Annotated in this window: 12 protein-coding genes and 2 pseudogenes; 6 read left to right on the top strand and 8 right to left on the bottom strand. The window is 70.9% G+C overall.

Annotation, left to right across the window (positions count from 1 at the left end; translation table 11 throughout):
- Position 1 precedes the first annotated feature (1 nt).
- The 5 genes and pseudogenes from ACIBVP_RS03425 to ACIBVP_RS03405 form a co-directional block, all read right to left on the bottom strand.
- Positions 2 to 3,295, bottom strand: coding sequence for a serine hydrolase (locus ACIBVP_RS03425; RefSeq protein WP_396104341.1), 3,294 nt, complete (start codon positions 3,293 to 3,295; stop codon positions 2 to 4).
- A gap of 17 nt (positions 3,296 to 3,312) precedes the next feature.
- Positions 3,313 to 4,020: pseudogene (locus ACIBVP_RS03420) on the bottom strand (ABC transporter ATP-binding protein); the annotation flags it as partial.
- Positions 4,020 to 5,804: a dipeptide/oligopeptide/nickel ABC transporter permease/ATP-binding protein gene (locus ACIBVP_RS03415; protein ID WP_396104924.1), complete on the bottom strand. Its 1,785-nt coding sequence runs from the start codon at positions 5,802 to 5,804 to the stop codon at positions 4,020 to 4,022. The pseudogene ACIBVP_RS03420 and the gene ACIBVP_RS03415, both read right to left, overlap by 1 nt.
- 46 nt (positions 5,805 to 5,850) lie before the next feature.
- Positions 5,851 to 6,828 carry an ABC transporter permease gene (locus ACIBVP_RS03410; RefSeq protein ID WP_396104340.1) on the bottom strand — a complete coding sequence of 326 codons (978 nt, stop codon included), beginning with the start codon at positions 6,826 to 6,828 and terminating at the stop codon, positions 5,851 to 5,853.
- A complete protein-coding gene (locus ACIBVP_RS03405) occupies positions 6,828 to 8,363 on the bottom strand; it encodes an ABC transporter substrate-binding protein (RefSeq protein WP_396104339.1) in 1,536 nt (511 codons plus the stop codon). The genes ACIBVP_RS03410 and ACIBVP_RS03405 overlap by 1 nt, the downstream gene beginning before the upstream one ends.
- Before the next feature lie 352 nt (positions 8,364 to 8,715).
- Between ACIBVP_RS03405 and ACIBVP_RS03400 the strand changes: the two are divergent.
- A pseudogene (locus tag ACIBVP_RS03400) lies at positions 8,716 to 9,519 on the top strand (S1 family peptidase); the annotation flags it as partial.
- Between the two features lie 138 nt (positions 9,520 to 9,657).
- Positions 9,658 to 9,885 carry a proprotein convertase P-domain-containing protein gene (locus ACIBVP_RS03395; RefSeq protein ID WP_396104923.1) on the top strand — a complete coding sequence of 76 codons (228 nt, stop codon included), beginning with the start codon at positions 9,658 to 9,660 and terminating at the stop codon, positions 9,883 to 9,885.
- A 58-nt stretch (positions 9,886 to 9,943) separates the two neighbouring features.
- Here the strand turns inward: ACIBVP_RS03395 and ACIBVP_RS03390 are convergent, their stop codons facing one another.
- The 3 genes from ACIBVP_RS03390 to ACIBVP_RS03380 are packed head-to-tail and all read right to left on the bottom strand — an operon-like array spanning position 9,944 to position 13,295.
- A complete protein-coding gene (locus ACIBVP_RS03390) occupies positions 9,944 to 11,368 on the bottom strand; it encodes an ATP-binding protein (protein WP_396104338.1) in 1,425 nt (474 codons plus the stop codon).
- Position 11,369: 1 nt separating this feature from the next.
- The gene (locus ACIBVP_RS03385) at positions 11,370 to 13,025 is read right to left on the bottom strand and encodes an FAD-dependent oxidoreductase (protein WP_396104922.1); all 1,656 of its coding nucleotides are present in this window, start codon (positions 13,023 to 13,025) and stop codon (positions 11,370 to 11,372) included.
- Between the two features lie 12 nt (positions 13,026 to 13,037).
- Positions 13,038 to 13,295: a ubiquitin carboxyl-terminal hydrolase 14 gene (locus ACIBVP_RS03380; RefSeq protein WP_396104337.1), complete on the bottom strand. Its 258-nt coding sequence runs from the start codon at positions 13,293 to 13,295 to the stop codon at positions 13,038 to 13,040.
- 151 nt (positions 13,296 to 13,446) lie between these two features.
- Here ACIBVP_RS03380 and ACIBVP_RS03375 point away from each other — a divergent pair, with 151 nt between their 5' ends.
- Genes ACIBVP_RS03375 through ACIBVP_RS03360 form a run of 4 tightly spaced genes read left to right on the top strand, consistent with a single transcriptional unit; the run spans position 13,447 to position 17,537 of the window.
- Positions 13,447 to 14,442, top strand: coding sequence for a LacI family DNA-binding transcriptional regulator (locus ACIBVP_RS03375; protein ID WP_396104336.1), 996 nt, complete (start codon positions 13,447 to 13,449; stop codon positions 14,440 to 14,442).
- Entirely contained in the window at positions 14,439 to 15,335 is an 897-nt protein-coding gene (locus tag ACIBVP_RS03370; protein ID WP_396104335.1) for a carbohydrate ABC transporter permease, read from the top strand. Before ACIBVP_RS03375 ends, ACIBVP_RS03370 begins: the two co-directional genes overlap by 4 nt.
- Complete coding sequence (locus tag ACIBVP_RS03365) at positions 15,332 to 16,222, top strand: carbohydrate ABC transporter permease (RefSeq protein WP_396104334.1); 891 nt, start codon at positions 15,332 to 15,334, stop codon at positions 16,220 to 16,222. Before ACIBVP_RS03370 ends, ACIBVP_RS03365 begins: the two co-directional genes overlap by 4 nt.
- A 19-nt stretch (positions 16,223 to 16,241) precedes the next feature.
- Positions 16,242 to 17,537 (top strand): ABC transporter substrate-binding protein, encoded by a 1,296-nt coding sequence (locus tag ACIBVP_RS03360; protein ID WP_396104333.1) that lies wholly within the window; start codon positions 16,242 to 16,244, stop codon positions 17,535 to 17,537.
- The last annotated feature ends 12 nt before the right edge of the window (positions 17,538 to 17,549 follow it).

Genomic DNA, 17,549 nt, shown 5'->3' with positions numbered 1-17,549 from the left:
GTCAGCCGACCTTCGGGGTCGCGCGCGCACCGAAGTGGAGGTACCGCTCCCCGGTCGCCAGCGAGTAGAAGGTGACCGGGATCCACATCGTGTTCTCGTTCTCCCGCACCACGTACAGGTTCTCCTCGACCGGCACCAGGTCGTACTCCTGGTTCCGTTCCTCCTCCGGCAGCAGCTCGGCGATCGGCCCGGTCGCGGTCATGCGCAGCCGCGGGCCCTGCTCGCCCTCGACGACCTCGATCTGCACGCTGGCCCGCTCGTACCGGCCGAGGTGCGGCGTGATGTCGGCGGTCACGGGCTGCTCGGGCGGCGCGAGCGGTTCCGGCATGTCGACGTCCGCCAGTTCCGCGAAGATCTCCCGGTACAGGTCGTCGTAGAAGTCGCGGGTCTTGCCACCGTTGGTGAGCAGCGTGACCGCGAGGCCCTCGTCGGGCAGCACGCGCAGGAACGCGGACTGGCCGATGGTGTTGCCGTCGTGGCCGTACAGCCGCCTGCCGTGCCAGTCCATGCGGATCCAGCCGAGGCCCCACGAGTCGCCGAGCGTGTACTTGTCCGGCAGCTCCGCCTGCAGCGAGGTCATGGCGGCCGCGCTCTCGTCGGACAGCAGCCGGGTGCCGTCCGGTGTGACGCCGCCGGCCAGGTGCAGCCGCGCGAACATCAGCACGTCACGGACCGTCGCGTTGATCAACCCGGCTGGTCCGGCCGACCTCGGCAGCGCCCACGCCGGTGCGACCACGGCGGTCTTCTCACCGGAGTGGCCGACGGCCGCGCGGTGCAGCAGCGCCTCCTCCGGCAGCGTGCCGGTGTGCGTGAGGCCCAGCGGGGCGAACAGCCGCTCCCGCATGGCCGCGTCCCACGTCCTGCCCGTCAGCTTCTCGATCACGCGGCCGGCGAGGGTGAAGCCGGAGTTGCAGTACGACCAGGTCGCGCCGAGCGGGTGGTTCTGCGCGACGTCGGCGAGAGCGGCGACGTACTTCTCGATGGCGTCATCGCCGCGGCCGGTGTCGGTGAACACGTCGCCGTCGATGCCGCTGGTGTGCGTGAGCAGGTGCCGCATGGTCACCTTCTCCGTCACCGCCTGGTCGGCGAGCGTCAGCTCCGGCAGCACCTCGGAGATCGGCGCGTCGAGGTCGAGCAGCCCCTCGTCGACGAGCTGCATGACGACGGTCGTGGTCCACACCTTGGAGATGGACCCGATCTGGAACACCGAGTCCGCGGTGGTCTCGACGCCGGTGTCGACGTTGAGGAGCCCGTGCGCGAGCTGGACGAGCTCGTCCTCGCGGCCGACGCGGAGGATGCCGAGCGCCGCGCCGGGCACGTGGTGTTTCCTCGCGAGCGCGACGAGCCTGCGCTGCCAGTGGGCCGCGTCGATCTTCGGCCTGCGGGCCCCGCCCGCGTCACCGGCGTACTGCTCGACCCAGTCGAGCACCCTGCGGTTGAAGTCGATCCGGTGCGACGGGGCGCCGTCGAGGATGAACAGGTGCGCGGCACCGGGGTAGAGCACGAGCCGTGTCGGCACGCCCTGTTCGCGCAGCGCGGTGTGCCACTGCTCCGCCTGCCCGACCGGGCACCGCACGTCGGCGGCGCCGTGGATCACCAGCGTCGGCGTGCGGACGTCCTCGACCTTCGCGAGTGGCGACATCTCCGCGTACGTGGCGCGGTCGGCGTGTGGCAGCGCGCCCAGTTCGAACGCGGCCAGGTCATGGCCCGCGTCGGAGGTGCCGGCCATGCTGGTGAGGTCGGCGACCACGCCACCGGCGACGGCGGCGGCGAACCGGTCGTCGCGGCTGGTGAGGTAGCAGGTCATGTAGCCGCCGTAGCTGTAGCCCGCGACCGCGAGCCGTGCGGGGTCGGCGACGCCCTCGGCGACGAGCTGATCGAGCGGCTCCAGGAAGTCCTTGGCGTCCGCGGTGCCCCACGCGCCGATGGCGGCGGTGAAGAAGTCCTCGCCGTAGCCGTCGCTCGCCCTCGGGTTGAGCAGCAGCACGGTCCAGCCGAGCGCGGCCAGTTCCTGGTGGTAGACGTGCACCTCGTCGGCGCCGCCGTGCCACGCGTTGTGCGGGCCGCCGTGGATGTCGAGCAGCAGCGGGCCGGGCCCGGTGACCGCGGGGTCGCGGACGAGCCAGCCCTGCACGGTCGTGCCGTCGGAGATGGTGAACTCGCGTTCCTCGCGGACGAACAGCTCGACCTCGGTGTCGGTGTGCCGGGTGCGCACGGTTTCCGCACCGGTCGCGAGGTCGACGGTGACGATCTCGCCGAACGAGGTGGGCGTGGTCAGCAGGACCGCGGCGGTGTCCCCGGCGACGGACAGCCCGCCGACGACCCGGCCCGCGCCCGCCACGACCGGACGAGGTGTGCCGCCGTCCAGTGCGACCGTGTACAGGTGCGTGCAACCGCGGTCCCGTACGCAGAACAGCACGCCGTCGCCGCCGAGCTGTGGCACCGCCCCCGGGTACGCGGGGCCGCCGGGCATGACGTTGCGGTCGAGTCCCGCCGTGAGGTCGACCGTCTCCCCGCCGCTGATCTTGAGCAGCCGGGCGTGGCCGACGGGTGGGTCGACCATGCCGACGACGAGGAACGTGTCGTCGTCGACCCACGTGACGCGTGCCGTGATGCCGTCGGGCAGGGCGACCTGCCGCGGGGTGCTGTGCGGCGGGGCGACGTCGACGACGTACAGCGGCGCGGTCGGGCGCAGGTCGGCGTCGGGTGCCGTGGCCGCGCCGTACGCGAGCCGGGTCGAGTCGGGCGACCACGCCGGTTCGCCCGCGTGCCAGTCGCCGTCGGTGACCTGCCGGGTCTCACGGCTGTCGAGGTCGAGCACGTGCAGGTGCTTGCGGATCGTGCGGAGGAACCCGGCGCCGTCGGCCTGGTAGCCGAGCCGGTCGGTGACGATCGGCGCGTTCTCGGGGCCGTCGACCATGTCGACGGGCGCGGCGAACGCGATCCTGCCGCCGTCCGGGCTCCAGTGCGGGGCGCCGGCGCCGAGCGGGAGGTCGGTGAGCCGCTCGGGTTCACCGCCGTCCGCGGGGAGCAGCCAGAGCTGCGCGGGACCGTCCTGTGCGCGCAGGAACGCGAGCGACCGGCCGTCCGGCGACCACGCGGGCGTGGTGTCGGCGGTGCCGGTGGTGAGCCGCCGCGCGCCGCCCTCGCCGGTCAGCCAGATGGCCCGGGTGTTGCGGTCGCCGTCGACGTCCGCGGTGCGCAGGACGTAGGCGGTGCGCGTGCCGTCCGGGGACAGCGCGGGCTCTTCCGGAACGGCGAACGCGGTCAGGTCCTCGATGCGCTGGCGAGTCACCGGCTTCTCCCTTCGGTCGACGTGAGCAGCTCACGGGTGTAGGGGTCCTGGGGTTCGGTGAGCACGGCGTCGGCAGGCCCGTGCTCGACGATCCGCCCCCGGTACATCACGGCGATCGTGTCGCTGACGTACCGGACGACGGCGAGGTCGTGCGAGATGAACAGGATGGTGAGGTCGAGCGTCTTCCGCAGGTCGCGGATGAGGTTGAGCACCGCGCCCTGGATGGACACGTCGAGCGCGGAGGTGATCTCGTCGGCGACCAGCACCTCGGGCCGTCCGGCGAGTGCCCGCGCGATCGCTACGCGCTGCCGCTGCCCGCCGGACAGCTCGGCCGGGTAGCGGCCCGCGCGGTCGGGCAGGTCGACGAGTTCCAGCAACCGCGCCACCTCGGCTTTGCGGTCGGTGCCCTTCGGCACGGCCTCGGCGATGGACGCGCCCACCGTCATGCGCGGGTTCAGCGACGAGTACGGGTCCTGGAACACCATCCGCAACGGACGGCGGCCCCGCGTCGGCACGGGTGCCCCGTCGAGCGTGACCCGCCCGCCGGACAACGGCACGAGCCCGACCGCGGCACGCGCGAGCGTGGACTTGCCGGAACCGGACTCGCCGACCAGCCCGACCACGGACCCCGCGGGCACGGTGAGGTCGACGCCGTCGACCGCGGTGACCCGGTGCCCGCGCGACCCGAACCGCACGGACACGTTCTCGAACCGGAGTTCCCGCATCACGTCACCTCCGCCGGGACGTCGGCGTGCCAGCACGCGACACGGGTGCCGTCGGTCTCCACCAACTCCGGATCGTCCGCCGCGCAACGGGAATCCGCCAGCGGGCAGCGGGGCGCGAACGCACAGCCGGGCGGCAGGTGCGCCGGGTCCGCGGGCCTGCCGGGGATCACGGTCAACGGCAGCGACCGGTCCGTCGTCATGTCCGGCACGGCCGCGAGCAGCGCCTTCGTGTACGGGTGCCGCGCGCCGGTGCGCAGGTCGGCGGCGGGCAGGTCCTCCACGATCCGGCCCGCGTACATCACCAGCACCCGGTCGCACACCTGCTCGACGACCGTGATGTCGTGGCTGATCAACAGAAGCGCGACGTCGTCGGCCGCGCGGATCGACGCGAGCAGGTCGAGCACCTGCCGCTGCACGGTCACGTCCAGCGCGGTCGTCGGCTCGTCCGCGACGATCAGCGCGGGCGTGCCCATCAGGCCCATGCCGATCATGGCGCGCTGCCGCATGCCGCCGGAGAACTCGTGCGGGTACTGGCGTGCGCGCCGCTCGGGGTCGGACAGGCGTACCGCCGCGAGCCGGTCGACCGCCCGCGCCATAGCCGCCCGCCGGTCCATGCCTTCGTGGTGGCGGGCGACCTCGGCGAGCTGCCCGCCGACGCGCATGGTCGGGTTGAACGAGGTCATCGGGTCCTGGAACACCATGGCGAGGGACGTGCCGAGGAGTCTTCTGTGCTCCCCCGCCCGCAGGTCGGCGCCCAGGAACGACAACCGGTCCGCCTCGACCACCCCCGGTTCGGTCACCAGGCGCGAGACCGCGAGCGCGGTCAGGCTCTTGCCCGACCCCGACTCCCCCACGATCCCGACCGCGTCACCGCGTCTCATGGTGAAGCCGACCCCGCGCACCGGTGTGGCGGCGGGGAACCGCACGGAGAGGTTCTCGACGACGAGCATGGCCGAGTCGTCGGGCGCGGCGGTCACCCGTGGCGCCCGGCGGAACGGGACCTTGTGGCCGCCGAGGCGTCCGTCGAGCCCGACGGCCTTGGCGATCGCCTCGCCGAACAGGTTGAACGCCAGCCCCGCCACCACGACCGCGACGCCGGGTGCGAGCGCGGCCTCCGGGTGCACGTAGATCGAGCCGAGTCCCTCGCCGAGCAGCCTGCCCCAGTCGTAGTCCGGTGGCTGGACGCCGAGCCCGAGGAACGAGAGCCCGGCGAACGCGAGCAGCGCGTTGCCCGCGGCCACGGTCGCGTTCACCACCAGCGGTTCGGCGACGTTGGGCAGCACGTGCCGGAACAGCACGCGCACGCGGCCGACACCCGCGATCCTGGCCGCCGCCACGTAGTCGAGGCCCGCCACGCCCGCCACCATCGTGTGCGTCAGCCGCGCGAACCCGGGCGCGAGCGCGAGCCCGATCGCCAGCAGCCCGCCGGTGGTGCCGACACCGAAGATCACGGCGAAGAACAACGCGAGCAGCAGCCCGGGGAACGCGACCGCGATGTGCACGGCGGCGGTGACCAGCCGGCCGATCCGCGCGCCCAGCAGCAGGGGCGCGGTGCCGAGCAGCAACCCGACCGCGACCCCGAGCGCGGTGGCCAGCAGCGCGAGCCGCACGGACAGACTGGTCGCGACCAGCACGCGGAAGAAGATGTCCCGGCCGAGCCCGTCCGTCCCGGCCCAGTGCTCGGCCGACGCGCCCTGCTGGATGTGGCCGGTGTCGACGGCGTTGGCCGCGTCGGTCCACAGGACCGGCGCGAGCACCGCGAGCAGCAGCACGAAGGCCACCATGCCCGCGGCGGCCGCGCCGACCGGGGTTCGCAGCACCCGACCCACGTCAGTCCTCCCTGATCGTCGAGCGCGGGTCGAGCAGCGCGAGCGCGACGTCGACCACCAGGTTCACGACCAGCACGCCGATGCCGTAGACGAGCACGACGCCCTGCACCACCGCGTAGTCCTTGGCGAGGATCGACGAGACGATGGTGCTGCCCAGCCCCGGCCACGCGAACACGTTCTCCACCAGCACGGTGCCCGCGACGAGCGAGCCGAGCAGCAGCCCGCCGAGCGTGATCGCCGCGGTCAGCGAGTTCGGCAGCGCGTGCCGGAGGTACACGGTCCTGGCGGGCAGCCGCTTCGCCCGCGCGGTGCGGACGTAGTCGGCCCGCAGCACGGTCAGCGTCTCCACCCGGATGATCCGCGCGAGGATCGCCGCCGGTGCCAGCGCGAGCGCCACGACGGGCAGCACGTACGACGACGCCCCGTCCCGGCCGGCGACCGGCGCCCACCCGAGGTTCACGCTGAAGACCCACACGAGCCCGACGGCCAGCAGGAACTCCGGGATCGCCGCGAGCACCACGCTCGTCGACGTGAAGCCCAGCTCGAGCGGCCTGCGCCGCCCGCCGCGGGTCAGCACCGCGAACGCCAACCCCAGCGGCACCGACACCAGCACCGCCAACGCGAACGCCAGCACCGCCAGCTCGACGGTCGCGGGTAGCCGGTCACCGAGGATGTCCGACACCGGCAGCCCCGAGGTCATGGAGACGCCGAGGTCACCGGTGAACAGGCCGCGCAGGTAGTCCAGGTACTGCTCCCACAGCGGCTGGTCGAGTCCGAGCGCCGCCCGGCGCGCGTCGACCAGCTCCTGCGTGGCGGTGGGGCCGAGCGCGGCCCGCACCGGGTCGCCGGGGATCAGGTGGATCATGCCGAACGCGGCGGTCACGAGCACCCACACCGACACGAGCAGCCTGCCGAACCGCCGTGCGGCGAAGCGGGCCCACGGGTGGGTGAACGGGGCGGTGGCGACGTCGGCCGTCATCAGCCCACCATGCGGATCGACGACGGTGCGATGCTGCCCTGCGTCAGCTCGAACTCGGCGCCCTTGCCGAACACGGGGCGGTTGGCGTTGGCGAACGGCACCACATCTGCCCGCTCGTACAGCGCCTTCTCCGCCTCGGCCCACGCCGCGCAGCCCTCGGCGCCCGCGATCTTCGCCGCCTCGCCGGCCTTCGCCGTGTAGTCCGGGTTGTCGATGGCGGCGAAGTTCGTGCCGTCCGGCGCCGCCGGTCCGGACACGAACGGCACGGTCTGGCTGGGCAGCGACACGTTGAGCGGCACGATCGCGGCGTCCCACTGCAGCTGGCCGCCGACGAGCTGCCCCATCTCGGCGTCGGTGCCGCCCTTGAGCGTCACCTCGACCCCCAGCTCACCCCACACCTTCTGCAGCAGCTCCGCACCCGCCTGCATGGTCGGGCCGATGGTCGTCGGGTAGAACAGCGTGATCTTCGGCTTGGCGGCGCCGAGAACCTGCTTCGCGGCGTCGACGTCGTGCGCGGGCAGCGCGTCGGCCGCGATGTCGCCGTCACACGGGCCAAGGCCGGGCGGCACCAGCCCCCTCGCGCGTTTCCCGTTGCCGCTGGTGACGACCTGTGTCAGCTCGTCGAGGTCGGTGCCCTGCACGAGGGCCCTGCGGATCCGTTCGTCGGCCGCGGGCAGGCCGGACCGCTGGTTGAACCACAGCTCGCCGACCATCGCCTCCACGTCCCGCTGGAACAGCCGCTGTCCGGTCAGCCGCTGCTGCTCCGGCCCGACGAAGGGGGCCGCGTTGGCGCCGCCGGAGATCAGCAGGTTCGCCATCGTGGTCTCGTTCGCCACGATCTTGATCACGACCGTGTCCGGCAGGCCACGTTGCGCCGGGTCCCAGTCGCCCGGTCCCCAGGCGTAGTCCTCGCGTCGCGTCAGCGTGTAGTGGTCACCGCCGACGGCCTCGGTGACCGTGAACATGCCGGTGCCGTCCGCGCCCTGCTTCAGGGTCGACCGGTCCGCCATCCCCTTGGCGCACACGATGTGCAGGCTGCCGACGTTGCGGTCGAGGAAGGCGTCGGGGGTGGGGGTGGTGACGGTGACCGTGCGGGCCGCGTCGTCGGCGGTGGCCTTCGCGCCCGCCGGGACGTAGACACCCAGGCGTGAGGACGCGTTCTTCGGGTCACCCACGAAGTTGATGTTCGCCGCCACCTGGGTCGCGGTGAGGTCGGTGCCGTCGGCGCAGGTCACGTTCTCGCGGAGCGTGAAGGTCGCCTCGGTGGTGGTCGCCTCCCACTTCTCGGCGAGACCGGCGACCACCTCGCCCTTCTCGTCGATGTTGACGAGTGAGTCGTAGAGGAAGCGGTCGACCTGCATCGTCACCGCCAGCGACGTGAAGTGCGGGTCCAGGTTGCCCGGATCGGTGCCGAGCACGAACGTGAAGGTGCCGCCGTCGACCTGTGCTCTTCCCGCGGTGTCGCCACCACCGCCGCAGGCGGTGAGGGACACGGCAAGCAGGCTGGCGGTGATGATCTTCGGGATGGTCTTCATCGTGGCCTCCAAGAGGTGTCCCCTTGAAAGCCGCAGCCTGCCTGGTGTGGTGACGCGTGTCTTTGTTCTGCGCGACCACGCGGAGGGGTCGTTGTCGTCGGATCCTCCGAAGGGGTGTCCTCGCCGGCTGGGGGCCCGCTCCGCGGGCGGGTGCCTCCATCCCGGTTTGCTCCCAGTCGGCCGAACGACGGTTGACCGGTTTGCAGTCTTGTGGGAGACGCCTCTCACCAGGTGGAATCAACACGGAAGATCGCTTCGGTCACCGCCAGTGGCCGGCGTGCGCTCCCACCTTTCTCGACACCCCTGCTGTCCGTGCGCACCCTGCTCGCGGACTGTCGAAAGGAACCCTGCTGTGAGAAGAACCTTGTCCGTCCTGCGGAGAGCCGCGCTGGTGACAGTGGGCGTCGCCGCCGCTCTCGGAGCCGCCGCGGGGCAGTCGGTGGCGGCACCCCCGCCCGCCGACGGTGACGACTTCACGCCCACGGTGGTCGGCGGTACCCGCGCCGCCCAGGGCGAGTTCCCGTTCATGGTGCGCCTGTCGATGGGCTGCGGCGGCGCGCTCTACAAGACCGACGTGGTCCTGACCGCCGCGCACTGCGTCGGCGCGACGGGGCCGAACACCAGCATCGGTGTCACCGCCGGTGTCGTCGACCTGCAGGACTCGAACCGGATCACCCGCACGTCGACCTACGTCTACCGCTCCCCCGGCTACAACAACCCGAGCGGTGACGACTGGGCCCTGATCAAGCTGAACTCCCCGATCACCAACCAGGCTCTCCTGCCGATCGCCACCACCACCGCCTACGACAGCGGCACGTTCACCGTGGCCGGCTGGGGCGCGGCGACCGAGGGCGGCGGCCAGCAGCGGTACCTGCTGAAGGCACAGGTGCCGTTCATCTCCGACTCGCAGTGCCAGTCCGCGTACAGCGAACTGGTGCCCAGCGAGGAGATCTGCGCGGGCAACTGGTCCTCCGGTGGCGTGGACACCTGCCAGGGCGACTCCGGTGGCCCGATGTTCCGGCGCGACAACAACAACGCCTGGATCCAGGTCGGCATCGTCAGCTGGGGCTACGGCTGCGCTCGCCCGGAGAACCCGGGTGTGTACGCGCAGGTGAGCACGTTCGCGTCGGCCATCGCCTCGGCCGCGGCGAGCCTGCCGGGCGGCACGGACCCGCAGCCGGGCCGCACCTTCGAGAACCAGAACAACTACACGATCAGGGACAACAGCACCGTTTCGAGCCCGATCACGGTCACGAACGCCGCGGGCTCCGCGTCCTCGGGCGCGAGCATCGAGGTGAACATCGTCCACACCTACCGCGGTGACCTGGTCGTCGACCTCGTCGCCCCCGACGGTTCGGTGTACAACCTGCTGAACCGCTCCGGCGGCAGTGCGGACAACGTGAACCAGACGTTCACGAGGAACCTGTCGAGCGAGACCGCCAACGGCACGTGGAACCTCCGCGTCCGCGACGCGGCCACGTACGACACCGGCTACATCAACGGCTGGAAGATCACCCTGTAACACGCGCGGGCGGCCGTCTCCTCGTCACGGGGAGACGGCCGCCTCGTTCGCTGACCGCTCAGCGTGCCTGCAGGGGCAGGCGGACCTGGAAGTGGGTGTCGCCCGGTTCGGACACCACCCGCAGGTCGCCGCCGTGGCGGTTCACCACCACCCGCCAGGAGACGTCGAGACCCAGCCCCGTGCCCTGGCCGACGCCCTTCGTGGTGAAGAACGGTTCGAAAACGCGGCGCCTCAGCTCCGGTGGGACACCCGGGCCGGTGTCGATCACCTCCACCAGCGCGTTGTCGCCGTCGCGGGTGGTGTGGACCGTGATCGTGCCGGTGCCGTCGCCGTGGCCGGTGATCGCACCGACGGCGTTGTCGATCAGGTTGGTCCACACCTGGTTCAGCTCGGCGGCGTACGCGGGCACGAGCGGCAGCGTCCTGTCGTAGTCCTTCACGATCCGCACACCCGCCGGGATCTTGCCCGCCAGCATCACGAGCGTCGCGTCCAGGCCCTCGTGCAGGTCGACCTCCTGGTGCGGGGTGCGGTCGAGCTGCGAGTACTGCTTCGCCGCGCCGACCAGCGCGGAGATCCGCTTCGTGCTCTCCTTCACCTCGGTCAGCAGGTTCTCGGTCTCGACCGTGTACGACAGCCACCGCAGCGCCGGGTTCAGGAACCCCGGATCGACCACATTGGACAGCTCCGCGAGGTCGGACGTGGTGATGCCCGCCGCCACGAACACCGGCGCGAGGTCCCAGCCGCCGGACACGTCGTGCTCGTCGAACCAGTCGCCCAGCTCGTCCTCGCGGTCGGCGACCTGCATCGGCGTCAGCTCGTCCGCGTGCGCCATCCGCTCGATGAACTTGTCCTGGATCTTGGTCAGCCGGTGCAGCTGGATGCCGTCGAAGTGGCCGTCGGCGAGCAGGCCCAGCTTGTGGCGCATACCGGCGAACCGCTCGCGCAGCGTCTCCGTCGCACGCACGGCCGCGGCCGCCGGGTTGTTCAGCTCGTGCGTCAGGCCCGCGGTCAGCTTGCCCAGCGCCAGCAGCCGTTCCCGCTGGCCGACCAGCTCGTCCGCGTTGCGGATGCCGACGAACATGCCCTGCAGCAGGTGCACGGCCATCGGGAACCACTGCCGGAACTTCGCCGCGAAGTCCGTCGCCGGGAGCGCGAGGAACTCCGCGTCGGTGACCGCGCGGACCGTCGCGCCGTACTTCTGCTCCACCTGGTCGCCCAGGTAGAACTGGGTGGCGCCGGAGTAGACACCCGGCTGGTCGCTGCGCGTCACCTCGACCTCGTCGCCGCGCACCATCTTGACCATCGACAGCGTCCCCGACAGCAGCACGTAGAAGCACTGCGCGGGCTCGCCCTCGACCGACACCGCATCGCCCGCCTCGTACGAGACGACGTCGCTGTTGGCCGCCACCCACGCGAGCTGCTCGTCGGTCAGGTCCGCGAACAGGAACAGTTCGCGCAGCCTGTCCGTTTCGACACTTGTCACGTCACTGCTCCTCCAGGTACCGGTGCACCAGAGTGACCGCCATCGCGCCCTCCCCGACAGCCGACGCGACCCGCTTCACCGACTGGGCCCGCACGTCCCCGGCCACGAACACGCCCGGCACGCTCGACTCCAGGTAGAACGGGTCCCGGTCCAGTGTCCACCCCGGCGGCCGTTGCCCGTCGGTGAGCAGATCGGGACCGGTCCACACGAACCCGCGCTCGTCGCGCTGGACCACGCCGTCGAGCCAGTCCGTCTGCGGCTGCGCGCCGATGAAGATGAACAGGTGGCCCGTGTCGACGAACTCGGTCGTGCCGTCGGCGTGGTCGAGCCGGATCGACTCGAGGTGGTCGTCGCCGCACGCCTGGCCGACCGTGGTGCGGGTCCGGACGTGCACGTTCGGGATCGACTCGAGCTGCTGGATCAGGTAGTGCGACATGGACGCCTGCAGCGACTCGCCCCGCACGACCAGCGTGACCGACCGCGCGTGCCGGGAGAAGAACACCGCGGCCTGTCCGGCCGAGTTCGCGCCGCCGACGATGTAGACGTCGGTGCCCGCGCACTCGGGTGCCTCGGTGTTGGCCGAGCCGTAGAACACGCCGCGCCCGGTCAGCTCGTGGCAGCCGGGTGCGGTGAGGCTGCGGTAGGACACACCGGTCGCGAGGATGACGGCGTGCGCGGCGATCGTGCTGCCGTCACCGAACCGCACCACCCGCGCCGAGCCCTGCACGTCGAGCGCCACGACGTCCCGCGCGGTCAGCATCTCCGCACCGAACTTCACGGCCTGCCTGCGCGCCCGGTCGGTGAGCTGCGCACCGGACACGCCGTCGGGGAAGCCGAGGTAGTTCTCGATGCGGGAACTCTGCCCCGCCTGCCCGCCCGCGGCCTGCCGCTCGACGAGCACGGTCCGCAGCCCCTCGGACGCGCCGTAGACCGCGGAACCCAGCCCCGCCGGGCCACCGCCGACGACGATCAGGTCGTAGAAGTCGGTGGCCGGGTCGACGGTGAGCCCGACCGCGGCGGCGATCTCCGCGTCGGACGGCGCCAGCAGCGGCCTGCCTTCGGCGGTGATCACGACCGGGATCTCGGTCGGGTCGGCGGCCGCCGCGTCGAGCAGCCTGCGTCCCTCCGGGTCGTCGATGCTGTAGTAGCGGTACGGCACGGCGTTGCGCGCGAGGAAGTCACGCGCCGCGAAGGTGGGCGCCGACCAGCGGTGCCCCACGATCTTGATCTCCTCGACGGCGGCCTCGCCGGACGCGCGCCAGGTCTCGATCAGCGCGTCGACCACCGGGTAGAGCTTCTCCTCCGGCGGGTCCCACGGCTTGAGCAGGTAGTGGTCGACGTCGACCAGGTTGATCGCCTGGATCGCCGCGTCGGTGTCGGCGTAGGCGGTGAGCAGCGCGCGGCGGGCACGCGGGAACAGGTCCATGGCCTGTTCGAGGAACTCGATGCCGTTCATCTCCGGCATGCGGTAGTCGGCGAGCATGGCGGCCACCTGCTCGCCACGCAGTTTCAGCTCCTTCAGCGCGTCCAGGGCCTCCTTGCCCGAGGACGCCCGCACGACCCGGTGCCCTTCGCCGTAGCGACGGCGCAGGTCGCGGGCCACGGCTCGCGACACCCCCGGATCGTCGTCGACGGTCAACAGCACCGGCTTGTTCACGGAGTTGTTCACTCACACTGCCACTTCGTCGACGAAGCACCAGCGCCAGTCCTCGCCCGGTTCGAAGGACCGCATGACCGGGTGACCGGTTTCGCGGTAGTGCGCGCTCGCGTGCTTGGCCGGGGAGGAGTCGCAGCAGCCGACGTGTCCGCAGACCAGGCACTCGCGGAGGTGGACCCACCGGCCGCCGACGGCCAGGCAGTCCGAACAGCCCTCCGTGGAGGACGGTGTCACGTCGCGGATCTCGGCGACGTGTGTGCATTCAGCCATGTGCCCATGATGCCTGCCCTGTCCACTTGTGACGCGCACGTTACGAACCCGCCTTGCCAAGGCTCGCCGGGCGGACGTACAGTCCCCGCTGTAAACGTTCTCGTAAACGTTTACAGTCCACATCAGACCTTCCGATGACGCGAGGAAACCCATGGCAGAGGCGCGAAAGTCCACGCTCTGGCTGGTGGCCGAGCGGGCCGGGGTTTCGATCGCGTCCGTCTCGCGCGTCATGAACGGGCAGCCCGCATCACAACGGGTGACCGAACGGGTGCGGGCCGCCGCCGCAGAGCTGGGTTACGTGCCCGACGCGACCGCTCGTTCGCTCAAGGTCGGGAGGACCGAGCAGATCGCGCTCGCGGTCGCGGACGTCGGCAACCCGGTGTACGTCGGGATGATGCACGAGATCTCCCGCGTGGTGACCAAGGCCGGGTACCGGCTCGTGCTGTCCTCCACCGGCGCGAACCCCGCGGACCAGATCGACCTGCTGGTCGGCCTCAACCGAGGGTTCGCCGACGGGCTGATCCTCAGCCCGCTGCGCGCGCCCGAGGAGCTGGGCGCCCAGCTCAAGGCCAGCCGCTTCCCCATCGTGATCATCGGCGCCGTGCCACCGGGCGTGGAGCTGGACAACGTGCGTGCCGACTCGGTCGCGGGCATGGCGCTGGCGGTGAACCACCTCGTGGAGCAGGGGCGCACCGCCATCGCGTTCGTCAACGGGCCGGTCGACACCACCCCCGGCGCGGCCCGGCGCAACGGTTACCTCACCGCGCTGCAGGCCCTCGGCAGAAGTCCCGGCACCCAGGTCAGCGCCCGGGACTTCACCTACCAGGCCGGACTCAAGGCCGCGACCGCCCTCCTGGACAAGGACACCCCCGACGCCATCGTGTGCGCCAACGACCTCCTCGCCATCGCCGCGCTCAACGTCGCCACCCGCCGCGGGCTGCGGGTTCCGGACGACGTCGCGATCGTCGGCATGGACGACACCGACATCGCCGATCTCGCCAACCCGGCCATCACGAGCGTGAACCTCGGCGCCACCAAGCGCGCCCGCACCGCGGCGAAGCTCCTGCTCCGCCGCCTGGACAAGCCCGACGCACCACTGAGGAGCGTCGTCATCGAGCCCACGCTGACCGTCCGGGAGTCGTCATGACGACCCTCGTGCACCGGCGCAGGCGCGGTGACGGGCGGGACGCCTGGCTGCTCGTGCTGCCCGCGCTGATCCCCGTCGTGCTGATCAGCGTGTACCCGCTCGTGCAGGGCATCCTGCTCGGGTTCACCGACGCCGAGGCCGGGCTCAACCAGGTCACGCACTTCAACGGCCTGGCCAACTACGAGAGGTTGCTCGACAACGACCTGTTCTGGGCGAGCTTCCGCATCGGCCTGATCTGGGCGTTCAGCGTCACGATCATCCAGTTCCTCGCCTCGCTGGGCCTCGCGCTGCTGCTCAACGCGAACCTGCGCCTGCGCTGGCTCGCCCGCACCCTCGCGCTCGTGCCGTGGGCGATGCCGCCGGTCGTCATCGCGATCATGTGGCGGCTGATGCTCAACCCGACCTACGGTCCGGTCAACGAAACGCTCCGCACCCTGGGCCTTCCCGGCGACATCAACTGGCTCGGCGACTTCTCCACCGCGCTCCCCGCGGTGATCGTCGTCGGTGTCTGGGCGGGTATGCCGCAGACGACGATCACCCTTCTGGCGGGCCTGCAGAACGTCTCCGGTGACCTCCACGAGGCAGCGGCCATCGACGGTGCGGGGACGTGGCAGCGGTTCTGGCACGTCACGCTGCCCGCGCTGCGGCCGGTGATCACCGCGATCACCTCGCTCGACCTCATCTGGAACTTCAACTCGTTCGCCCTGGTGTTCGTGCTCACCGCGGGTGGTCCGGGCGGCAAGACGATGTTGCCGATGTTGTTCGCCTACAACGAGGCGTTCCGGTACGGCAACTTCGGGTACGCGGCGGCGCTGGGCAACGTGATGGTCGTCGTCATCGCCGCGTTCCTCTTCTTCTACCTGCGCGGCCAGGCAAGGAGCCGGGAGTCATGACGCAGACGCTCACCAGGCCCGTGCAGGAGAAGACGGCGGTCGTCGCGCCGGTCAACCGCACGCGGGGCTACGCCCGGCCGCTGCAGTACCTCGCGCTCCTCGGCTACGTGGTCTTCCTCGGCTTCCCGTTGCTGTTCCTGCTGTCCACGTCGCTGAAGACGCCCCGGCAGTTGCAGTCCGGCGACGCGTCGTTCGTCCCGGACAGTCTCACGTGGAGCAACTTCACCGACGCCATCACGAAGGCGAACCTGGTGCAGGCGGCCGGGAACAGCCTCTACGTCGCCGTGCTGACGACGGTGATCGTGACGCTGCTGTCGCTGCCCGCCGCGTACGCGCTCGCCCGGTTCAGGACGAAGCTGCGCGGCCTCGCGACCGGCTGGATCCTGCTCTCCCAGGTGTTCCCGTTCATCCTGATCGTGATCCCGGTCTTCCTGGTGCTCAAGCAGATCGGGCTCGTCAACAACCCGCTCGGCCTCGTGCTCGTCTACACGGTCTGGTGCATGCCGTTCGCGCTGTGGATGCTGCGCGGCTACGTCGCCGCGATCCCCGTCGAACTGGAGGAGGCGGGGGCGATCGACGGGGCGAGCAAGCTGCGGGTGCTGTGGTCGATCGTGCTGCCGCTGCTCGCGCCGGGCCTCGTCGCGACGAGCCTGTTCACGTTCATCTCGTCGTGGAACGAGTTCTTCTTCGCCCTGGTGCTGATCCAGGACCCGGGCCTGCAGACCCTGCCACTGACCCTCGCGCGCTTCGTCGGCGCCGAGGGCCAGGTCCAGCTCGGACAGCTCGCGGCGGCCTCGCTGCTCGCGACCGTGCCGAGCCTCGTGTTCTTCCTGTTCATCCAGCGCCGGCTCACCTCCGGGCTGATGAGCGGCGCCGTCAAAGGCTGACGAAGTGAAGGAGATATCCATGAAGCGAAAGGCGTTGCTCGGCATCGGTGCCGCGGCGGCCTTGGTGCTCTCCGGCTGTGCGCTCAACGGCGGCGAGGGCAGCGACGAGGGCGGCGGGTCCGCCGAGGGCCCGGTCACGCTCACGTTCCAGAGCCTGGCCTACCAGGACTCCACGGTGGCGGCGACCAAGGAGATCGTCGACGCGTGGAACGCCGACAACCCGGACATCCAGATCAAGCTGACGCAGGGCACGTGGGACAACGTGCACGACCAGCTGGTCACGCAGTTCCAGGGTGGCACCGCGCCGGACATCATCCACGACGAGTCCAGCGACATCATGGGTTTCGCGGAGCAGGGCTACCTCGCCGACATCGGCAAGTACCTGAGCCAGGACGTCAAGGACGCGGTCAGCGAGGACGTGTGGGACACGGTCACCACCGCGGACGGCAAGGTCGTGGCCGCGCCGACGCTGCTGCAGACGTACGTGGCGTTCGCGAACACCGACGCGTTCAAGGCCGCCGGTGTCGAGGTGCCTTCGGGTGACCAGCTGTCGTGGGACGACCTGCGGGCGGCGGCCAAGAAGCTCGCCACGGGCGGGAAGTTCGGCGTCGGCTGGGGCCTCAAGCAGCCGACGGCGGCGATCATGAACACCGCACTGGGCTACGACGGCACGTTCTTCGAGACCAAGGACGACGGCTCGGCCACGATCAACGTCGGTGACGGTGAGGTCGCGGTGGCGCAGACGATCCACGCGATGGCGTACCAGGACAAGTCGATCGACCCGGTGACGCTGACGCAGTCCGGCACCGACGTGCTGCCCGGCTTCCTGAACGGCAAGTACGCGATGTACGTCGGCGGCAACTTTCTGGCACAGCAGATCACCGAGTCCGCGCCCGACAACTTCAACTGGACGGTCCTGCCCCCGCTCGCGGGTTCGGCGGGCCCGACGCAGGCGGCGAACCCGCAGACCATGTCGGTGTCGGCGCAGAGCAAGGCACCCGAGCAGGCCGCGAAGTTCATCGACTACTTCATGTCGGCGGAGAACCAGGCGAAGCTCGCGCAGGGCGACTGGCTGATCCCGGCCTCGGGCCCGGCCCGCGACGCGGTCGCGAAGCAGACCACGGACGTCCCGGTGTGGGAGCCGCTGCTGAAGACCGGTGAGGACCTCAAGGGCGCGCCGTTCCAGAAGGCGAAGAACTACCCGCAGTGGAAGGACCAGTACGCGACCCCGGCGCTGCAGCAGTACTTCGCCAACTCGATCAGCGTGGCCGACCTGAAAAAACAGCTGACGGACGGCTGGCAGTCACTCGGCTGACGCTCGATGCCG

Origin of the sequence: Actinophytocola sp. NPDC049390 (assembly GCF_044466355.1) — a bacterium.
Classification (GTDB): Bacteria; Actinomycetota; Actinomycetes; order Mycobacteriales; family Pseudonocardiaceae; genus Actinophytocola.
Note: the sequence above shows the minus strand (reverse complement) of the source record. Positions and strands in the feature narration are given on the sequence as shown.